The organism is Geodermatophilus sp. SYSU D00705 (genome assembly GCF_054050135.1).
This window is the reverse complement of the sequence record NZ_JBJGYT010000016.1, coordinates 85,737-105,365: the sequence shown is the minus strand read 5'-3', so window position 1 is coordinate 105,365 and position 19,629 is coordinate 85,737. Positions and strand designations below refer to the sequence as shown.

The window sequence follows — 19,629 nt, the reverse complement described above, 5'->3', positions numbered from 1 at the left end:
CATCAGGCGCCTGATGGCCACCACGTCGCCGATCTCGTCGGGGGCGTCGGCCACCATGGCGCCCATGCCGCACCGGAGCCGCCTGGCCATCCTGCTGCTCGACCTGCCGCCCGAGCACCACGCGGCCGGGCTGGCCTTCTGGTCGGCGGCCACCGGCCACCCTGCGACGCCGGACCCCTCCGACGACGACTGGCACTCCCTCGGCTCCTTCGCCGACGGGTTCCACCTGGAGGTGCAGCGCACCGGGGAGGGGACGCCGCCGCGGTGGCACGTCGACGTCGAGACCGACGACGTCCCGGCCGAGGTGGCCCGCCTGGAGGCCCTCGGCGCCCGCCGGCTGGCCGACATGGGCTCGTTCTGGCAGATGACCGACCCCGCGGGACTCGTGTTCTGCGTCGTCGGCGTCCAGACCGGTGAGGCGTTCGAGCGGTACGCCGTTCCCTGGCCGTGAGCGGCTACTCCAGCCGCACCAGGCCGATCATCGCGGCCGCCTGCAGCCCGTCGCCGTCCACGGTGAGCACCTCCAGGGGCACCCGCCGCCACACGGCCAGCAGCAGGTCCCCGGCGGTGCCGGTCAGCGCCGCGATCGGGAACGGCCGGGAGCCGGGGAACAGGGTGCGCTCGGCGTCGGCGTCCACCGCGTGGAAGACCACCGGGTGGGCGGTGTCCGGCGGCCCGTGCGGGAACACCGCCGGCACCATCACCTCCAGCCACTCGTCGAGCCCGTCGAGGCCGACGTCGGTGGGCACCGGCCGGACGTCGCCCAGCACCTGCTCGACGTCCACGGTGTGCACCACCGCCTCCATCGTCTGGCGGCGCAGCACGAACCCGACGTCCTGCCGGGGCGCCCACGTCCACACCCGCTCCGCCGGGTCGGCGCCGGCCAGCACCGTCTCCAGCTCCGCGGACTGCGCCAGGCCGTAGCCGAGCAGCTCGTCGTCCGGGTGCCGCACCGGCTCGACGTACGTGCCCGGGTCCACCGCGCGGGTGCGCACCACCCACGCCCAGAAGTGCTGCACCTCGGCCAGGTGCCAGACGACGTCGGCCAGGGTCCAGCCGGGACAGCCGGGCACCGGCGCCCGCCAGCCGTGCGCCAGGACCGCCTCGGCGGCGGCGTCGGCGAAGCGGGCGTTGGTCTTCTGCAGGACCGGCAGGTACTCGTCGGGCTCCACGGTGGCTCCTCCGGGACGGGGCGGCGTCCACCGTCAGGATGAGGGCCGACGGGCGCGGTCGGTAGGCGCATCTAGGCTCGGGGCGTGCTCGCCTGGCCTGCTCCGCTCCTGCCGACCCTCCCGGGCACCGGTCCCGCGCTCAAGCTCCACGACACCGCGCGCGGCGAGGTGGTCGCCACCAACCCCGCCGGCACCGCCCGCATGTACGTCTGCGGGATCACCCCGTACGACGCCACGCACCTGGGCCACGCCGCCACCTACCTGGCGTTCGACCTGGTCAACCGCGTGTGGCGGGACGCCGGGCACGCGGTCCACTACGTGCAGAACGTGACCGACATCGACGACCCCCTGCTCGAGCGCGCCGAGCGCGACGGGGAGGACTGGGTCGTGCTCGCGATGCGCGAGACGGCGCTGTTCCGGGAGGACATGACCGCCCTGCGGGTGCTCCCGCCCGACGACTACGTCGGCGCGGTCGAGTCGATCCCGCAGATCGTCGCCCACATCGAGGGCCTGCTCGACGAGGGGCTGGCCTACGTCCTCGACGACGGCACCGGCGACGTCTACCACGACGTGGCGCAGGCGCCCGGCTTCGGCGGGGAGTCCGGCTACGACGAGGCGACGATGCTGCGGTTCTTCGCCGAGCGCGGGGGAGACCCCGACCGCGCGGGCAAGCGCAACCGGCTGGACCCCATGCTGTGGCGCGGGCAGCGCCCCGGGGAGCCGTCCTGGGCCGGCCCCCGCGGGGTCGACGGGCGGCCGGGCTGGCACATCGAGTGCGCCACCATCGCGCTGGAGACCATCGGCATGGGCTTCGACGTCCAGGGCGGCGGCAGCGACCTGGTCTTCCCGCACCACGAGTACTCCGCCGTCCACGCCGAGGCGCTCACCGCCACCAAGCCCTTCGCGCGGGCCTACGTGCACGCGGCGATGATCGGCCTGGACGGCGAGAAGATGAGCAAGAGCCGCGGCAACCTGGTGTTCGTCTCCAAGCTGCGCGGCGAGGGCGTCGACCCGATGGCGATCCGCCTGGCGCTGCTGTCGGGGCACTACCGCACCGACCGGTTCTGGGCGCCGGAGCTCCTCGACAGCGCCCGCACCCGGCTGGGCACGTGGCGCCGCGCCGTCGCCCTGCCGGCCGGCGCACCGGCGGCGCCGGTGCTGCAGGGCCTGCGCGAGCGGCTCACCGACGACCTCGACAGCCCCGGCGCGATCGCCCTCGTCGACGCCTGGGCCGCGGCGACCCTGGCCGCCGGTCCGGACGACGAGCTCGAGGACGGCGCCCCGGGCGTGGTGGGCGACGCCGTGGACGCGCTGCTCGGTGTGGCGCTGGCCGACTGCTGATGGGTGCCTTCCGGCTGGTCGACCGGGCCGCCCGCGAGCGCGCGGAGGAGCAGGCCCTCGCCGCGGCGGCCACCCGCTCCACCGCGACCCGCGGCCGGGCGGTCGCCGAGCCGGAGGACGCCCTGCGCACCGCCTTCGAGCGCGACCGCGACCGCATCCTGCACGCCAAGGCCTTCCGCCGGCTCAAGCACAAGACGCAGGTCTTCCTCAACCCCGACGGCGACCACTTCGTCACCCGGCTGACCCACACGCTGCAGGTCACCCAGGTCGCCCGTTCCCTCGCGCGGGCTCTCGGGCTGAACGAGGCCCTGGCCGAGGCGATCGCGCTGGGCCACGACCTCGGCCACTCCCCGTTCGGCCACATCGGCGAGGACGCGCTGGAGCCCTACGTGCCCGGCGGCTGGCACCACGCCGCGCAGGGGGTGCGGATCGTCGAGGTGCTGGAGCGGCTCAACCTCACCTGGGAGGTCCGCGACGGCATCCGCGCGCACAGCTGGAAGATCGACCCGCCGCCGGCCACCCGGGAGGCCGAGTGCGTCCGGTACGCCGACCGGATCGGCTACCTCTCCCACGACGCGCTGGACGCCGTCCGGGCCGGGGTGCTGCGGGTGGGTGACCTGCCGGCCCGGGCCCGCGCCGTCTTCGGCGACCCCGGCAGCGAGATGGTGGGCGCGATGATCGACGCGGTCATCGCCGGCTCGCTGGCCGACGGCGGGTCGGTGGTCATGGCCCCCGAGCCGCTCGAGGCGATGCACGAGCTGCGCACGTTCATGTTCCAGCGGGTCTACGCCTCGGAGACCGCCGCCGGGCAGAAGCACCTGGCCATCGCCGTCACCCGCCGGCTGGTCGACCACCACCTGGCCCACCCGCAGCTCATCCCGGCGTCCTACCGGGACACCGAGGCCGACCCGGTGACCCAGGTCGTGGACTACGTCTCCGGCATGACCGACCGGTTCGCGCTGGCCACCCACGACCGGCTCTTCGACGCCGACGCCACGTCGGCGATGCGCCCCCTGCTCCGCCTGCAGTAGCCGCCGCCCGGACGGTCGCCGGCGGGGATCCACTGCCCGTCATACGACCGTTATCCCCAACACGACCGCGCCGTCAGGCGCCGCCGTCGGGCGCGTGAGGCGGGGGAGGGGCAGCGACAGCGGGGCCGCCCTCCAGCGTGAGCCCGGTGCGCGTGAGCCCGGTCAGCGCGAGCCCGGTGCGCGTGAGCCCGGTCAGCGCGAGCCGGATCCGCGCGAGCCCGATCCGCGCGAGTGGGCAGTTGGGGCCGCCGGCACCGGCGTGTCCGCGCGTGTCGGCGACACCAACTGCACACTCGACACCTGGAGCGTGCGAGGAACGGGGGGCGCCCTCGGCTCCGGCCCCGTCCCGGGTTCCCCCTGAGCGTGCGAGGCGCGGGGAGGACGGGGCCGAGGTCAGTTCGTGCCGCCCCGGCGGCGCAGGTAGCGCTCGAACTCGCGCGCGATGGTGTCGCCGTTGGCGTTGGACAGGTCGAACTCGGTGGCCCGCTCCTCCAGGGAGCGCACGTACTCGACGACCTCGGCGTCCTCGTTGGCCATCTCGTCGACGGTCTTCACCCAGTCGTCGGCCTGCTCGGGCAGGGCGCCCAGCGGCACGGGGATCTCGAGGACCTCCTCCACGCGCTGCAGCAGCGCGACCGTGGCCCGCGGCGACGGCGGCTGGGAGACGTAGTGGGGGACGGCGGCCCAGAAGCTGATCGCCGGCAGCCCGGCCTGCACGCAGGCGTCCTGGAAGACGCCGAGGATGCCGGTGGGCCCCTCGTAGCGGGAGGTGTCCAGGCCGTGGCGCTCCGCCGACTCCGCGTCGTAGGCCGAGCCGGTCACCGGGGTGGGCCGCGTGTGCGGCGTGTCGGCCAGCAGGGCGCCCAGGCCGACGACGGAGCGGGCGTCGAGCTCGCGGCACAGCTCGATGAGCTCCTCGCAGAAGCCCCGCCAGCGCATGTTCGGCTCGATGCCCCGGATCAGGACGACGTCGCGCTCGGCGCCCGGGGGGCGGGCGACGGAGATGCGGGTGGTGGGCCACTCGATGCGGCGGCTGACCCCACCGACCAGCGACACGGTGGGGCGGTTGACCTGGAAGTCGTAGTAGTCCTCGGGGTCGAGGGCGGCGAGCGGGGTGGCGTCCCAGATGAGCTCGAGGTGCTCCAGCGCCCCGGTGGCGGCGTCCCCGGCGTCGTTCCAGCCCTCGAAGGCGACGACCACGACGGGGTCGGTCAGCCGCGGCAGGTCCTCAGGAGTGGACTTCGGGTCGATCACCCTTCGAGCCTACGTCGGTCCGGGCGTGCGGCCGCTCCGACGGCGCCCTCGCGGGCGACGCGGGTCCCGCGACCGGGCGAGGGCGGACGGTGGCGGGAGGCCCCCGGGATGGGACGATGGGGCCCGCAGTTCGAGGACGACGAGGCACCGCCGCCGCGTCGGAGTTGCCAGAGCCCTGGCGCCGGACGCTCTCGTGACCGTGTTCGAACCACCTCCGAGGACAGCCCGTGCCCGAGTTCCCCGCACTCCGTCCCGATGCCACCACCGAGCTCACCGCGCTGCTGCGGCGGCGGATCCTCGTGCTCGACGGCGCGATGGGCACCGCGATCCAGCGACGGCGGCCGGACGAGGCCGGCTACCGGGGGGAGCGGTTCGCCGACTGGCCGGTCGACGTCCAGGGCAACAACGACCTGCTCACCCTCACCGCCCCCGAGATCGTCGCCGGCATCCACCGCGAGTACCTCGAGGCCGGCGCGGACGTGATCGAGACCAACACGTTCAACGCGACGGCGATCTCGCTGGCCGACTACCGCATGGAGGAGCTCGCCTACGAGCTCAACGTCGCCGCCGCCCGGCTGGCCCGCCGCGAGTGCGACGCCATGACCGCACGGACGCCGGACCGGCCGCGCTACGTCGCCGGCGCGATCGGCCCGACCAGCCGCACCGCCTCGATCTCGCCCGACGTCAACGACCCCGGCGCCCGCAACGTCAGCTTCGACGAGCTGGCCGCGGCCTACCTCACCCAGGCCGACGGGCTGGTCGACGGCGGCGTGGACGTGCTGCTGGTCGAGACGGTCTTCGACACCCTCAACGCGAAGGCGGCGGTCTTCGCCCTGGAGACGCTGTTCGAGCAGCGCGGACGCCGCTGGCCGGTGATGGTCTCGGGCACCATCACCGACGCCTCCGGGCGGACGCTGTCCGGCCAGGTCACCGAGGCGTTCTGGAACTCCGTGCGGCACGTGCGCCCGCTGCTGGTCGGGCTCAACTGCGCCCTCGGCGCCGCCGAGATGCGGCCCTACGTCGCCGAGCTGGCGCGGATCGCCGACACCTTCGTCTCCTGCCACCCCAACGCCGGCCTGCCCAACGCCTTCGGCGAGTACGACGAGTCCCCCGAGGAGACCGCGGCGGTGCTCGGGGAGTTCGCCGGCAGCGGCTTCGTCAACCTGGCGGGCGGCTGCTGCGGGACGACGCCGGCGCACGTGGCCGCCGTCGCCGCGGCCGTGGCCGGCGTGGCGCCCCGGACGCCGCCGGCGGTCCGCCCGGCGCTGCGGCTGTCCGGCCTGGAGCCGCTCACCGTCGACGGGGACTCGCTGTTCGTCAACGTGGGGGAGCGGACCAACATCACCGGCTCGGCCCGGTTCCGCAACCTCATCCGGGCCGGTGACTTCCCGGCCGCCCTGGCCGTGGCCCGCCAGCAGGTGGAGGCCGGCGCGCAGGTCATCGACGTCAACATGGACGAGGGCATGATCGACGGCGTCGCCGCGATGGACCGCTTCCTCAAGCTGGTCGCCGCCGAGCCCGACATCTGCCGCGTGCCGGTGATGGTCGACTCCTCCAAGTGGGAGGTCATCGAGGCCGGCCTCAAGTGCGTGCAGGGCAAGTCGATCGTCAACTCCATCTCGCTGAAGTCCGGCGAGGAGGAGTTCGTGCGCCAGGCCCGGCTGTGCCGCAAGCACGGCGCGGCCGTCGTCGTCATGGCCTTCGACGAGCAGGGGCAGGCCGACGACCTCGAGCGCCGGAAGCAGATCTGCCGCCGGGCGTACACGATCCTCACCGAGCAGGTCGGCTTCCCGGCCGAGGACGTCATCTTCGACCCGAACGTGTTCGCCGTCGCCACCGGCATCGAGGAGCACGCGCGCTACGGGCTGGACTTCATCGAGGCCACCCGCTGGATCAAGGCGAACCTGCCCGGGGCGCTGGTCTCCGGCGGCGTCTCCAACGTCTCCTTCTCCTTCCGCGGCAACAACCGCGTCCGGGAGGCCATCCACGCGGTGTTCCTGTTCCACGCCCTCGCCGCGGGCATGGACATGGGCATCGTCAACGCCGGTGCCCTCGAGGTGTACGACGAGGTGCCGGCCGAGCTGCGGGAGCGCATCGAGGACGTCGTCCTCGCCCGCCGGGCCGATGCCACCGAGCGGCTGCTGGAGATCGCGGGGGACTACGCCGCCGACGGCGCGGTGAAGGAAGCCGCGACCGAGGAGTGGCGGGCGCTGCCGGCCGGGGAGCGGATCACCCACGCGCTGGTGAAGGGCATCGACGGGTTCGTCGAGGCCGACACCGAGGAGCTCCGCGCGGAGATCAGCGCCCGGGGCGGCCGGCCGATCGAGGTCATCGAGGGCCCGCTCATGGCCGGCATGAACGTCGTCGGCGACCTGTTCGGCGCCGGGAAGATGTTCCTGCCGCAGGTGGTGAAGTCCGCCCGGGTGATGAAGAAGGCCGTCGCCTACCTCATCCCCTTCATCGAGGCCGAGAAGCGCCCCGGGGACGTCGAGCGCAGCAACGGCAAGGTCGTCATGGCAACCGTCAAGGGCGACGTCCACGACATCGGCAAGAACATCGTCGGCGTCGTCCTGCAGTGCAACAACTACGACGTCGTCGACCTCGGCGTCATGGTGCCGGCGCAGACGGTGCTCGACACCGCCAAGCAGGAGGGCGCCGACGTCATCGGACTGTCCGGCCTGATCACCCCCTCGCTCGACGAGATGGTCACCCTCGCCACCGAGATGGAGCGGCAGGGCTTCGACATCCCGCTGCTGGTCGGCGGCGCCACCACCTCGCGGGCGCACACCGCGGTCAAGGTGGCGCCGGCCTACCACGGCCCGGTCATCTGGGTGAAGGACGCCTCCCGGTCGGTGCCGGTGGTCGCGGCCCTGCTGTCGGACGAGCAGCGCCCGGCGCTGCTGGCCGGGATCGAGGAGGAGTACGCCGGGCTGCGGGAGCGGCACGCGGCCCGGCAGGACACCCGCACGCTGCTGCCGCTGGCGGCCGCGCGCGCCGCGGCGCCGGCGCTGGACTGGAGCGGCTACACCCCGCCGCGGCCCCGCATGCTGCTGCAGCAGGCCCGCGACGTGTGCGCGGCGCCGGACTGCGAGCACTGGCACGGCGAGGCCACCCAGTTCGTGCGGACCTTCCCCGACCAGTCCCTGGACGAGCTGCGCCACTACATCGACTGGCAGCCGTTCTTCTCCGCCTGGGAGATGCGCGGCCGGTTCCCCGACATCCTGCACAACCCGGCGACCGGCGAGGCCGCCCGCCGGCTGTTCGAGGACGCCCAGGCGATGCTCGACCGGATCGTGGGGGAGCGGTGGCTGCGGGCGGCCGGCGTCGTCGGCCTGTTCCCGGCCAACCGGGTGGACGGCGAGGACATCGAGGTCTACACCGACGAGACCCGCACCGCCGTCCGGGCGACCCTCCACCAGCTGCGGCAGCAGACCGAGGGCCGCGACGGTGCGCCCCGCAAGTCCCTGGCCGACTTCGTCGCGCCGCGGGAGACCGGGCTGCCCGACTACGTGGGCGCCTTCGCCGTCACCGCCGGCCTCGGGGTGCCCGAGCGGGTGGCGGCGTTCAAGGCGGCCAACGACGACTACAGCGCGATCCTGCTCGAGTCGCTGGCCGACCGGCTGGCCGAGGCGTTCGCCGAGCGGCTGCACGAGCGGGTGCGCACCCAGCTGTGGGGCTACGCCCCCGACGAGCACCTGGACAGCGGGGAGCTGATCGCCGAGCGCTACCGCGGCATCCGGCCCGCCCCGGGCTACCCCGCCTGCCCCGAGCACACCGAGAAGCGCACCATCTGGGAGCTGCTCGACGTCGAGGCGGCCACCGGCATCCAGCTCACCGACAGCATGGCCATGTGGCCCGGTGCCGCGGTCAGCGGGTTGTACTTCTCCCACCCGCAGTCGCGCTACTTCAACCTCGGGCGGATCGGCCGCGACCAGGTCGAGGACTACGCGCGCCGCAAGGGCTGGACCCTCCCCGAGGCCGAGCGCTGGCTCTCACCCAACCTCGGCTACCGCACCGACGACGAGTGAGCGCGGCGTAGCCGATCTCACGGACGACGGGACGGCGGCCGGCTCCGGTCGGCGCCTACCGTGGACGTGATGGAGAGCCTGGGGAGCGACGCCGCGGCCGGGACGACGGCGGGGGCCTCCCTGCAGGCCGTGCTGTTCGACATGGACGGCACCCTCGTCGAGACCGAGCAGTACTGGGGCGAGGCGATGTTCGCCCTGGCCCGGCAGCTGGGCGGCCGCATGTCCGACGCGGCCCGGCAGCGGACCGTCGGCACCAGCATGCGGGTGGCGATGGACGTCCTCTACACCGACCTGGGCGTGGAGCGCAGCGAGGAGCAGTTCCTCGCCGACGCGCGGTGGATCGAGGACCGGGTGGCCGAGCTGCTCGGCGGGGAGATCCACTGGCGGCCCGGCGCGCGCGAGCTCATCGCGGAGCTGCGTCACGCCGCCGTCCCCACCGCGCTGGTGACCACCACCCCCCGCCGGCTGGCCGACGTCGTCCTGGAGGCCATCGGCCGGGCGTTCCCGGACGTGCCGCCGTTCGACGTCACCGTCTGCGGCGACGAGGTGCCCGCCCGCAAGCCCGATCCCGCGCCCTACCGGCAGGCCATGGCCGCGCTCGGCGTGACGCCGGACGGCTGCGTCGTGCTCGAGGACTCCCTCGCCGGGGTGACCGCGGGGCTGGCCGCCGGCGCCGCGGTGCTCGGCGTGCCCTCCCTGCAGCCGCTGGAGCCGGCCCCCGGCCTCGTGCTGCGCGAGACCCTGGCCGGCGTGCGGCCGGCCCACCTGGCCGACGTGCTGGCCGCCCGCGACGCCGACGGCGTCCGGGTCTAGCCGGCCCGGGCCAGCTCGCGGCCCCGGGAGACGACGAGCCGGGGACGCTGCAGCCCGGTGACGTCGCGGGTCACGTCCCCGTCGACGAGCAGCAGGTCGGCGTCCAGGCCCGGGGCCAGCCGGCCGGTCCGGTCCCCCAGCCCGCAGGCGCGCGCCGCCCGCCCGGTGGCCGCCGCCAGCGCCGCGGCCACCGGCATCCCGCACTCGTGCACCAGGTCGGCCACCGCCATCGGCACCAGCCCGTGCGCCTTGGCCGGGCCGATCCCGGCGTCGGTTCCCGCCAGCAGCGCGACCCCGGCCTGCCGCAGCCTCGCGACGTTCGCCAGCTGCGCCTCGTAGGTGGCACCGGCGGCCGCCATCCGCGCCTGGACGTGCGGCGCGGGCTGCATCCCGGGGGTCCGGCCGAGCGTCGGGCACACCGGGGTGCCCGACGACGCGAGGGCGGCCGCGAGCTCGGGCGGCGTCCGGACGCCGTCGCGGGTGACGCAGCTGCAGTGTTCGATGCCGTCGACCCCGGCGGCCAGACTGCGCTCCACGGCCACCAGCGCGTGGGCGTGCGCGGTGACCGGCAGCCCGTGCCGGTGGGCCTCGTCGACGACCACGCGCAGCTCCTCCTCGGTGAACTGGCCGGCGGCGACGTCGGTGCCCGGGGTGGTCAGACCCCCGCTGGCCATGATCTTGACGAGATCCGCGCCCCGCTCGGCACGGGCCCGGACCGCTGCGCGCAGCTGGTCGACCCCGGCCGCCTGGCCGCCCATCGACCAGCAGTGCCCGCCGGGTGAGGTGATCGGCGGCCCGGCGGCGACGACCGTGGGGCCGCCGTCCGGGCGCCGGGACCGGTCGAGGACGGCCCACCCGTGGTCGCCGAGGTCGCGGACGGCGGTGACCCCGGCGCGCAGGTGCTGCTGCCCGGCGGCGGTGATCGTGGCCGCGAGCTCCGCGGCGGAGAACTCGGGCAGCTGCTCCAGGGCCCGCGGACCGCTGTCGCCGCACAGGTGCACGTGCGTGTCGACCAGGCCGGGCAGCAGCGTGGTGCCCGGCAGTTCGGTGACCGGGCAGCCCGCCGGCGCAGGAGCCGCACCCGGCTCGACGCCGGCGATCCTGCCGTCCTCGACCAGCACGAGGGCTCCGCCGGCCAGTACCCGCTCGCCGTCGAAGGCCCGCTGTGCCCGGTAGCCCCGCACGGAGGTCACTGTCGACCCGGCGGACGGTCAGCGGAAGGGCCCCCGGCGGAAACCCCCGGCCGGCAACTCTCGCGACCCCCGACGGCCGCCTCGCAGGGCCCCGTTCCCGGCCCCGTCCGGGCCTCGCCCCGGGCTCGCGAGGGATGAGGGGACGGGGCCCTCCCGCGGCGGGAGGCGAAGGGCCTCTGTCAGTCGCGCTCGACGACCGGCAGCTCGGTGCGCCAGCCGGCGGCGGCCGCGGCCTCCGCCGGGAACGGCGGGGGAGTACCGCCGAAGGACGGGCACAGCGCCTGGTGGTCGCACCAGTCGCACAGGCGGGTGCGGTTGGGCCGGAAGTCGCCGGTCGCCACCGCCCGCTCGATGGCCGCCCAGATCGCCTGCAGCGTCCGCTCGAAGCGCACCAGCTCGCCCTCGTCGGGCGCGTAGGTCAGCGCGTCGCCGTTGCCCAGGTAGAGCAGCTTGAGCTGGCTGGCCACCACGCCGCGGGTGCGCCACAGCACCAGCGCGTAGAACTTCATCTGGAACAGGGCCTTGCCCTCGAACGCCTCGCGCGGCATCGACCCCGTCTTGTAGTCGACCACCCGCAGCGCCCCGTTCGGCGCGACGTCCAGCCGGTCGACGTAGCCGCGCAGCAGCAGGCCGTCGGGCAGGGTGACCTCGACCAGCTGCTCGCGGCCCTCCGGCTCGATGCGCGACGGGTCCTCCAGGGAGAAGTAGGCCTCCACCAGCCGCCCCGCGGAGGCCAGCCACGCCTCCAGCGACTGGCCGGCCGGGTCGTCGTCGGCCGCGCCGCCCTCGGCGAACAGCTCGGCGACCTCCGGGTCGGTGCGCAGCTCCTCCCACGCCGGCGCGACCAGCTCCTGCGCCGACTGCACCGTGCGCTGCCGGGCCGGCAGGTCGTAGAGCTTCTCCAGCACCGTGTGCACCAGCGTGCCGCGGAGGGCGGCCAGGCTCTTGCGCTCGGGCAGCCGGTCGATGGTGCGGAACCGGTAGAGCAGGGGACAGGTCTTGAAGTCCGCCGCCCGGCTCGGGGACAGCGACGGACGGCGCGGGGTCGCCGGCGCGTCGGCGGGTGCGCCCGGGGAAGAGGCAGCCGCCTCGGCGGGCTGCCCGGTCTGCACCATCGTGGTCATGTCCCGAGGCTAGGTCGGGCCGCCGACAGTTCCGAGTGCGCGCGCCGAGAGCCTCGCCACGGCTCCGTAGGCTGGCCGCCCGTGGACGACCAGCAGCAGACCCCCGACACCGCCGACGTGCCCGAGACCGAGCCCCGCACGCCGGTGCCCGGGGCGTTCGTCGCCGGCGACCGCGTGCAGCTCACCGACCCGAAGGGCCGGCTGCACACCGTCGTCCTCGAGGCCGGGAAGCTCTTCCACACCCACCGCGGGGCCATCGCCCACGACGACCTGATCGGCGCGCCGGAGGGCTCGGTCGTCCACTCCACCGCCAACACCGGCTACCTCGCGCTGCGCCCGCTGCTGGCCGACTTCGTGCTGTCCATGCCGCGCGGGGCGCAGGTCATCTACCCCAAGGACGCCGCCCAGATCGTCGGCTTCGGCGACGTGGGCCCGGGGATGCGGGTGCTGGAGGCCGGCGCCGGCTCCGGCGCGCTGACCTGCTCGCTGCTGCGCGCGGTGGGGGAGCGCGGCGCGGTCACCAGCTACGAGCGCCGCGAGGACTTCGCCGACGTCGCACGGGCCAACGTCGGCGCCTTCTTCGGGGAGGTGCCGGCCAACTGGTCCCTGCGCCTGGGCGACCTCGCCGAGCACCCCGCGGAGGAGACCGTCGACCGCGTCGTGCTGGACATGCTGGAGCCGTGGGCGGTGCTGCCCACCGTGGCCGCCGCGCTGCGCCCGGGCGGGGTGCTCGTGGGCTACGTCGCCACCGTCACCCAGCTGTCGACGTACGTGGAGGCGCTGCGGGCGCAGGGCGGGTGGACCGAGCCGTACTCCTGGGAGTCGCTGGTGCGCCCCTGGCACGCCGTGGGGCTGGCCGTGCGGCCCGAGCACCGCATGGTCGCCCACACCGCCTTCCTGGTCACCGCGCGGCGGCTCGCCGAGGGAGTGGTGGCCCCGACCCGCCAGCGACGCGCCCAGAAGCACTGACGGCGGGCGCTCGACCGGGGACGCAACGCAGTCGTAGCCGCGCCGTGACCGAGTGTCCCGCGAGCCCCCGGCAGGCTGTCGCCGGGCGTGTATAGATTTGCCTCCTGGCTCTCCCGATGTGTGCGGAGGTGCGCGATGGGCCTGGGTCCCGACGAGTTCCGAGCGCGACGTGAGCGTGACGTGTCCGCACTGCTCACCCAGATCTCCTACCTGGAGGAGGAGATCGGTCTCCTGCGCCGCAAGGTGGCCGAGAGCCCCCGGCAGGTGCGGGCGCTGGAGGAGCGGATCGCCGAGGCGGAGGGGCGCGCGGCGTTCCTCTCCGAGCGGAACGACAAGCTCACCGCCACGCTGCGCGACGCCCGCGAACAGCTGGTCACGCTCAAGGAGGAGGTCGACCGGCTGGGCCAGCCCCCGTCCGGCTACGGCGTCTACCTGGGCAGCCACGACGACGGCACCGTCGACGTCTTCACCGGCGGCCGGAAGCTGCGCGTGTCGCTCTCCCCGTCGGTGGACGTCGAGACGCTGCGGCCGGGCCTGGAGGTCATGCTCAACGAGGCGATGAACGTCGTCGAGGCGTGCGGCTTCGAGCGCGCCGGCGACGTCGTCATGCTCAAGGAGCTGCTCGAGCCGATCGACGGGGTCACGCAGCGGGCCCTGGTGATCGGGCACACCGACGAGGAGCGCGTGGTCTACCTCGCCGACTCCCTCGCCGACTCCCCGCTGCGCAGCGGCGACTCGCTGCTGCTGGAGTCCCGCTCCGGGTACGTCTACGAGCGGATCCCCAAGAGCGAGGTCGAGGAGCTCATCCTCGAGGAGGTCCCCGACATCGACTACGGCGACATCGGCGGCCTGTCCCGGCAGATCGAGCAGATCCGGGACGCCGTCGAGCTGCCGTTCCTGCACGCCGACCTGTTCCGCGAGTTCGAGCTGCGCCCGCCCAAGGGCATCCTGCTGTACGGCCCGCCCGGCTGCGGCAAGACGCTGATCGCCAAGGCGGTGGCCAACTCGCTGGCCAAGAAGGTCGCCGAGGTCCAGGGCGAGGGCACGCGCGCGGCGAAGTCCTACTTCCTGAACATCAAGGGCCCGGAGCTGCTCAACAAGTACGTCGGCGAGACCGAGCGGCACATCCGGCTGGTGTTCCAGCGGGCCCGGGAGAAGGCCAGCGAGGGCACGCCGGTCATCGTGTTCTTCGACGAGATGGACTCGATCTTCCGCACCCGCGGCTCGGGGGTCTCCTCCGACGTGGAGTCGACGATCGTGCCCCAGCTGCTCAGCGAGATCGACGGCGTCGAGGGCCTGGAGAACGTCATCGTCATCGGCGCCTCCAACCGCGAGGACATGATCGACCCGGCGATCCTCCGGCCGGGCCGGCTGGACGTGAAGATCAAGATCGAGCGGCCGGACGCGGAGGCCGCCCGCGACATCTTCAGCAAGTACCTGACCACCTCCCTGCCGCTGCACCCCGACGACCTCGCCGAGCACGGGGGCAGCCGCGAGGCGACGATCGCCGCGATGATCCAGCGCACCGTCGAGCGTATGTACACCGAGAGCGAGGAGAACCGCTTCCTCGAGGTCACCTACGCCAACGGTGACAAGGAGGTCCTGTACTTCCGGGACTTCAACTCCGGGGCGATGCTGCAGAACATCGTCGACCGCGCCAAGAAGATGGCCATCAAGGAGCGGCTGGAGACCGGCACCGGCGGCCTGCGCGTCGGCCACCTCATGCAGGCCTGCGTCGACGAGTTCAAGGAGAACGAGGACCTGCCCAACACCACCAACCCCGACGACTGGGCGCGGATCTCGGGCAAGAAGGGCGAGCGGATCGTCTACATCCGCACGCTCATCAGCGGCAAGGGCACCGAGTCCGGCCGCGCCATCGACACCGCGACCAACACCGGCCAGTACCTGTAGCTCCTCCGGTCGAGCCCGTCACCGGCGGCCCGGTTCCCGCTGTCCGCGGGGCCGGGCCGCCGGCGTGCGCGGGGCCGGCTCCGGCGCCGCGGAGGGCTCGCGGGTGGCTGGCGTGCGGTCGTGCGGGCGGTGCCGGACGGCGTCGGCGCCGCGGCCTAGGGTTGGCCCATGAGCGTGCGGCGGGTCATGGGCACCGAGGTCGAGTACGGCATCTCGGTGCCCGGCCAGCCGACGGCGAACCCGACCACGCTCTCCAGCCAGGTGGTCAACGCCTGGGCGGTCGCCGAGGCCCCCGCCCCGCGCCGGCCGCGGTGGGACTTCGAGGAGGAGTCCCCGCTGCGCGACGCCCGCGGGTTCGACCTCTCCCCGGCCCAGGCGCTGGACCACAACGACCTGGACGAGGACTCGGGGATGGCCAACGTCATCCTCACCAACGGGGCGCGGCTCTACGTGGACCACGCGCACCCGGAGTACTCGACGCCGGAGGTCACCAACCCGCGCGACGTCGTCCTCTGGGACAAGGCCGGTGAGCACGTGATGGCCGAGGCCGCCCGCCGGGCCGCGCGGGTGCCCGGAACGGTGCCCATCCAGCTCTACAAGAACAACACCGACGGCAAGGGCGCCTCCTACGGGTCGCACGAGAACTACCTCATGGACCGGCGGACGCCGTTCCTGGAGATCATCCGCGGCCTGATCCCGTTCTTCGTCACCCGGCAGGTCTTCGCCGGCTCCGGGCGGGTGGGCATCGGCACGGAGAGCCGCACCCGCGGCTTCCAGCTGTCCCAGCGGGCCGACTTCTTCGAGGTCGAGGTGGGGCTGGAGACCACCCTCAAGCGCCCGATCATCAACACCCGCGACGAGCCGCACGCCGACGCCGACAAGTACCGCCGGCTGCACGTGATCATCGGCGACGCGAACCTCGCCGAGCTGTCGACCTACCTCAAGGTCGGGACGACGTCGCTGGTGCTGGCCATGATCGAGGCCCGCACCCTCACCCAGGACCTCAGCATCGAGGAGCCGGTGGACGCGCTGCAGGCGGTCAGCCACGACCCGTCGCTGTCGCACAAGGTGCGGCTGCGCGACGGGCGGCGGATGACCGCACTCGAGGTCCAGGAGGCCTACCTGGAGATGGCGCAGCGGCACGTCGACCGCACCGGGGACGGCGACGAGCAGACCGCCGACGTGCTGCGCCGGTGGGCCGAGGTGCTCACCGACCTCCGGATCGACCCGATGCGCTGCGCCGACCGGCTGGACTGGCCGGCCAAGCTGCGGCTGCTGGAGGGCTATCGGTCCCGTGACGACCTGGCCTGGGGCGACTCCCGCCTGCGCCTGGTGGACCTGCAGTACTCCGACGTCCGGCCGGACAAGGGGCTCTACCACCGGCTCGTGGCCCGCGGCTCGATGCAGCGGCTGCTCACCGACGACGAGGTGGCGCGGGCGGTGGTGCACCCGCCGACCGATACCCGGGCCTTCTTCCGCGGCGAGTGCCTGCGGCGCTACCCGGCGCAGGTCGCCGCGGCGTCCTGGGACTCGGTGGTGTTCGACCTGGGCCGGGAGAACCTCGTGCGAATCCCCACCATGGAGCCGCTGCGGGGCACCCGCGACCACGTGGGCCGGCTGTTCGAGTCGACGTCCTCGGCCCAGGAGCTGGTCGACACCATCACCGGCGGCTGAGCGCGGGGGAGTCCCTAGGCGCGGGCGTGGTCCACGGACCGCTCGCCGACACCCGTTCGTCACTCCGCCCGGGTACTTTTCGTCCCAGGCACCAGCCACGACACACCTGGAGGCAGCCATGGCCACGAGGGACACCGGCGGGCAGCAGCGGGCCACCCGCACCCGCGAGGAGACCGACGAGGTCGAGGCCTCGGTCGACACCGAGGTCGCCGAGCGCCACAAGGAGATGACCGAGGACGTCGACTCCATCCTCGACGAGATCGACGAGGTGCTCGAGGAGAATGCAGAGGAGTTCGTGCGCTCGTATGTGCAGAAGGGCGGAGAGTGATCAAGTAACTACGCTACGTGATCAAGGGTGAAAACCTGTCCCTCGTGTGGCGTGGACAAGCCGGACATCGACTTCGGGAAGAACCGCTCTCTTCCGGACGGCCTCTCGTTCTACTGCAAGGCCTGTAACCGTCGGCGCAACAACGCCTGGTACAGGCAGAGCCGCCGGGCCGCGGGCCAGGAGGTACGCGATCACTCGTGGGTACCCGACGGATTCCGCTGGTGCCCGGCCTGCCGACAGGCGATCGCGCACGAGGACTTTGCCCGCAGTGGTACGAAGCCCTCGGGCTTCGGAAGTCAGTGCAAGGCCTGCAAGGCAGCGGCGAACAGCCAGGCCTACTTCCTTCGTCGCTACGGCATGTCCCGTGAGGACCTCCAGGAGATGCGCGCCAAGCAGGCCGACCGGTGCGCGCTGTGTGGCGCGCGTGGGCCTGAGCACCTCGACCACGACCACGAGAACGACTTCGTGCGTGCCCTGCTCTGTCAGCGGTGCAACCTCGCGCTCGGGCTGCTGCGGGACGACCCGGATCTGATGAGAGCGGCGGCCGACTACGTCGAGATCCACCGCGCCCGGTGGGCCAAGGCGCAGTCCGCGGGCGCCGGCCCGGGCACGGCCAGCCGGCCGGGGAGCCCGCCGGTAGGGTCGCAGCGGCGCCCGGGGAGCACGCGCAGCACCGGGCGGAACAGCGGGTCACGCCGGCAGAGCACGGCGGGAGAGGCGGATGGGTGAACGAGTATTCAGCTGGCCGGAGCGGGTTCCCGCCCGCGTACCTGGACCGGGTGGGTTCCTCGTTCACCGACTTCCTCGCGGTCACCGCCCCGGACCTGCTGCCCGGCCGCCGGCCGGTCCCGCAGATCCCGGTCGGTGACATCACCCCGCACGGCACCACGATCGTCGCGGTCACCTACGAGGGCGGCGTCCTCATGGGCGGCGACCGGCGCGCCACCATGGGCAACCTGATCTCCAGCCGGGACATCGAGAAGGTCTACCCGGCCGACACCTGGTCGGTCATCGGCATCGCCGGCGCCGCGGGCATCGCCATCGAGATGGTGAAGCTCTACCAGGTCGAGCTCGAGCACTACGAGAAGATCGAGGGGCTCACGCTCTCCCTCGACGGCAAGGCCAACCGCCTGGCCCAGATGATCCGCGGCAACCTCGGCGCGGCGCTGCAGGGCCTGGCCGTCGTCCCGCTGTTCGCCGGCTTCGACCTCGACGCGGCGCCCGGCGCCACGCCGGGGCGGATCTTCAGCTACGACGTCACCGGCGGGAACTACGAGGAGCGGGGCTACGCCGCCGTCGGCTCCGGCTCGCTGTTCGCCCGCAACTCGCTGAAGAAGACGTGGCGGCCGGGGCAGTCCGGCGACGCGGCCACCCGGAGCCTGGTCGAGGCGCTCTACGACGCCGCCGACGACGACTCCGCGACCGGCGGCCCCGACCCGGTGCGGCGGCTGTACCCGATCGTCTACCGGGTGGACGCCGAGGGCGCCGTCCGGCTCACCGACGACGAGGTCTCCGCCGTCGCCGCGACCATCGTCGACGAGCGGTCCGCCGCGGACGGGCCGGGCTGATCCGATGACCATGCCGTACTACGCCTCGCCCGAGCAGGTGATGCGGGAGCGTTCCGAGTACGCCCGCAAGGGCATCTCCCGCGGCCGCTCCGTCGCCGTCGTCACCTACGCCGACGGCGTGCTGTTCATCGCCGAGAACCCCAGCTCCACCCTGCACAAGGTCGGCGAGCTCTACGACCGCATCGGGTTCGCCGCCGTCGGCCGCTACAGCGAGTTCGAGAGCCTGCGGGTCGCCGGGGTGCGCCTGGCCGACGTCCGCGGCTACTCCTACAACCGCCGCGACGTCACCGGCCGGGTGATCGCCAACGCCTACGCGCAGACCCTAGGCGAGATCTTCACCCAGCAGCTGAAGCCCTACGAGGTGGAGCTGTGCGTCGCCGAGGTCGGCGACAACCCCGAGTCCGACCAGCTGTTCCGGCTCACCTTCGACGGCTCGGTCGTCGACGAGCCCGACTTCGTCGTGATGGGCGGCCAGGCCGAGGCGGTGAGCACCCACCTGCGCGAGCACTTCCTGCCCGGGATGAGCCTGGCCGAGGCGCTCAAGGTGGGCGTGCAGGCCCTCTCCGCGGTCAGCCCGGCCACCAGCCCAGGCAACGGCGGGCCGGCCCTGCTGTCGGCCGAGCAGCTGGAGGTGGCCGTCCTCGACCGGCGCCGGCCCAAGCGGGCGTTCCGGCGTGTGGTCGGGGCCGCCCTCCGCACCCTGCTCGACCGCGGCGACGAGGCCGCCGCCGAGACCGTGGAGGAGCCGCACACCGCCTCGCACGCCCCCAGCACGCCGCAGCCCGGCGCTCCGGCCGGGCTGGGCGACCCGGCCGCCCCCGACACCGGGGGCACCGCCGGCGGCGGGGGACACACCCCCACCACCTGATGCCCGCCTACCGGGTCAACGAGGCCGGGGTGCGCCAGGCACGCCGGCTGATCGACGCGGGCTCGGTCGACGTCGACACCGAGTGGTCGCGGGCCGCGCCGTCGGCCGCGCAGGAGAACGACCACATCGCGGCGCACGGCCACGACGGCTACGGGCAGTGGCACCTCGCGGTCGACCCCGACGCGTCGGAGGAGACCAAGAAGCGCTACGCGTTCCCGTTCGGCGACTTCACGACGGTCAACCGGGCGGCCCTGGTGCACGCGAAGCAGCGGGCCGCGCAGAACGACCACCCGGAGATCGCCGAGGCCGCCGGCGACCTGCTGCACCGGCTCGACGACCGGTCGCAGTAGCCGTG

At 73.7% G+C, this 19,629-nt stretch carries 17 protein-coding genes; 13 read left to right on the top strand and 4 right to left on the bottom strand.

Features of this window, described 5'->3' with window-relative positions; genetic code table 11:
* The first annotated feature begins 64 nt into the window (after nt 1-64).
* Nucleotides 65-451 (top strand): VOC family protein, encoded by a 387-nt coding sequence (locus tag ACI78Q_RS14410; protein ID WP_456924081.1) that lies wholly within the window; start codon nt 65-67, stop codon nt 449-451.
* Nucleotides 452-455: 4 nt separating this feature from the next.
* Here the strand turns inward: ACI78Q_RS14410 and ACI78Q_RS14405 are convergent, their stop codons facing one another.
* Nucleotides 456-1,172 (bottom strand): maleylpyruvate isomerase family mycothiol-dependent enzyme, encoded by a 717-nt coding sequence (locus ACI78Q_RS14405; RefSeq protein WP_456924080.1) that lies wholly within the window; start codon nt 1,170-1,172, stop codon nt 456-458.
* Between the two features lie 84 nt (nt 1,173-1,256).
* On the opposite strand from ACI78Q_RS14405, the gene mshC reads away from it, so the two are divergent.
* Entirely contained in the window at nt 1,257-2,513 is a 1,257-nt protein-coding gene (gene mshC, locus ACI78Q_RS14400) for a cysteine--1-D-myo-inosityl 2-amino-2-deoxy-alpha-D-glucopyranoside ligase (RefSeq protein WP_456924079.1), read from the top strand.
* Complete coding sequence (locus ACI78Q_RS14395; protein WP_456924078.1) at nt 2,513-3,544, top strand: HD domain-containing protein; 1,032 nt, start codon at nt 2,513-2,515, stop codon at nt 3,542-3,544. Before mshC ends, ACI78Q_RS14395 begins: the two co-directional genes overlap by 1 nt.
* Before the next feature lie 393 nt (nt 3,545-3,937).
* On the opposite strand, the gene ACI78Q_RS14390 is transcribed toward ACI78Q_RS14395, so the two are convergent.
* Complete coding sequence (locus ACI78Q_RS14390) at nt 3,938-4,798, bottom strand: PAC2 family protein (protein WP_456924077.1); 861 nt, start codon at nt 4,796-4,798, stop codon at nt 3,938-3,940.
* A gap of 227 nt (nt 4,799-5,025) precedes the next feature.
* On the opposite strand from ACI78Q_RS14390, the gene metH reads away from it, so the two are divergent.
* A complete protein-coding gene (gene metH, locus ACI78Q_RS14385; RefSeq protein ID WP_456924076.1) occupies nt 5,026-8,826 on the top strand; it encodes a methionine synthase in 3,801 nt (1,266 codons plus the stop codon).
* A gap of 69 nt (nt 8,827-8,895) precedes the next feature.
* Nucleotides 8,896-9,639, top strand: coding sequence for an HAD family hydrolase (locus ACI78Q_RS14380; protein ID WP_456924075.1), 744 nt, complete (start codon nt 8,896-8,898; stop codon nt 9,637-9,639).
* Here ACI78Q_RS14380 and ACI78Q_RS14375 read toward each other — a convergent pair.
* The gene (locus ACI78Q_RS14375; RefSeq protein WP_456924074.1) at nt 9,636-10,823 is read right to left on the bottom strand and encodes an amidohydrolase family protein; all 1,188 of its coding nucleotides are present in this window, start codon (nt 10,821-10,823) and stop codon (nt 9,636-9,638) included. The genes ACI78Q_RS14380 and ACI78Q_RS14375 overlap by 4 nt on opposite strands.
* 188 nt (nt 10,824-11,011) lie before the next feature.
* A complete protein-coding gene (locus ACI78Q_RS14370; RefSeq protein ID WP_456924073.1) occupies nt 11,012-11,956 on the bottom strand; it encodes a RecB family exonuclease in 945 nt (314 codons plus the stop codon).
* 81 nt (nt 11,957-12,037) lie between these two features.
* Between ACI78Q_RS14370 and ACI78Q_RS14365 the strand changes: the two genes are divergently transcribed.
* The 8 genes from ACI78Q_RS14365 (at nt 12,038) to ACI78Q_RS14330 (ending at nt 19,624) form a co-directional block, all read left to right on the top strand.
* The gene (locus tag ACI78Q_RS14365; RefSeq protein WP_456924072.1) at nt 12,038-12,925 is read left to right on the top strand and encodes a tRNA (adenine-N1)-methyltransferase; all 888 of its coding nucleotides are present in this window, start codon (nt 12,038-12,040) and stop codon (nt 12,923-12,925) included.
* A gap of 180 nt (nt 12,926-13,105) precedes the next feature.
* Nucleotides 13,106-14,836, top strand: a complete 1,731-nt coding sequence (gene arc / locus ACI78Q_RS14360) for a proteasome ATPase (protein ID WP_456924071.1) — start codon at nt 13,106-13,108, stop codon at nt 14,834-14,836.
* 168 nt (nt 14,837-15,004) lie between these two features.
* Entirely contained in the window at nt 15,005-16,510 is a 1,506-nt protein-coding gene (gene dop / locus ACI78Q_RS14355; RefSeq protein WP_456924070.1) for a depupylase/deamidase Dop, read from the top strand.
* A 118-nt stretch (nt 16,511-16,628) separates the two neighbouring features.
* A complete protein-coding gene (locus ACI78Q_RS14350) occupies nt 16,629-16,838 on the top strand; it encodes a ubiquitin-like protein Pup (protein ID WP_456924069.1) in 210 nt (69 codons plus the stop codon).
* A gap of 51 nt (nt 16,839-16,889) precedes the next feature.
* Complete coding sequence (locus ACI78Q_RS14345; protein WP_456924068.1) at nt 16,890-17,567, top strand: endonuclease VII domain-containing protein; 678 nt, start codon at nt 16,890-16,892, stop codon at nt 17,565-17,567.
* A complete protein-coding gene (gene prcB, locus ACI78Q_RS14340; protein ID WP_456924067.1) occupies nt 17,564-18,406 on the top strand; it encodes a proteasome subunit beta in 843 nt (280 codons plus the stop codon). The genes ACI78Q_RS14345 and prcB overlap by 4 nt, the downstream gene beginning before the upstream one ends.
* A 4-nt stretch (nt 18,407-18,410) precedes the next feature.
* The gene (gene prcA, locus ACI78Q_RS14335) at nt 18,411-19,274 is read left to right on the top strand and encodes a proteasome subunit alpha (RefSeq protein WP_456924066.1); all 864 of its coding nucleotides are present in this window, start codon (nt 18,411-18,413) and stop codon (nt 19,272-19,274) included.
* Nucleotides 19,274-19,624, top strand: coding sequence for a hypothetical protein (locus ACI78Q_RS14330; protein ID WP_456924065.1), 351 nt, complete (start codon nt 19,274-19,276; stop codon nt 19,622-19,624). Before prcA ends, ACI78Q_RS14330 begins: the two co-directional genes overlap by 1 nt.
* Nucleotides 19,625-19,629: the final 5 nt, after the last annotated feature.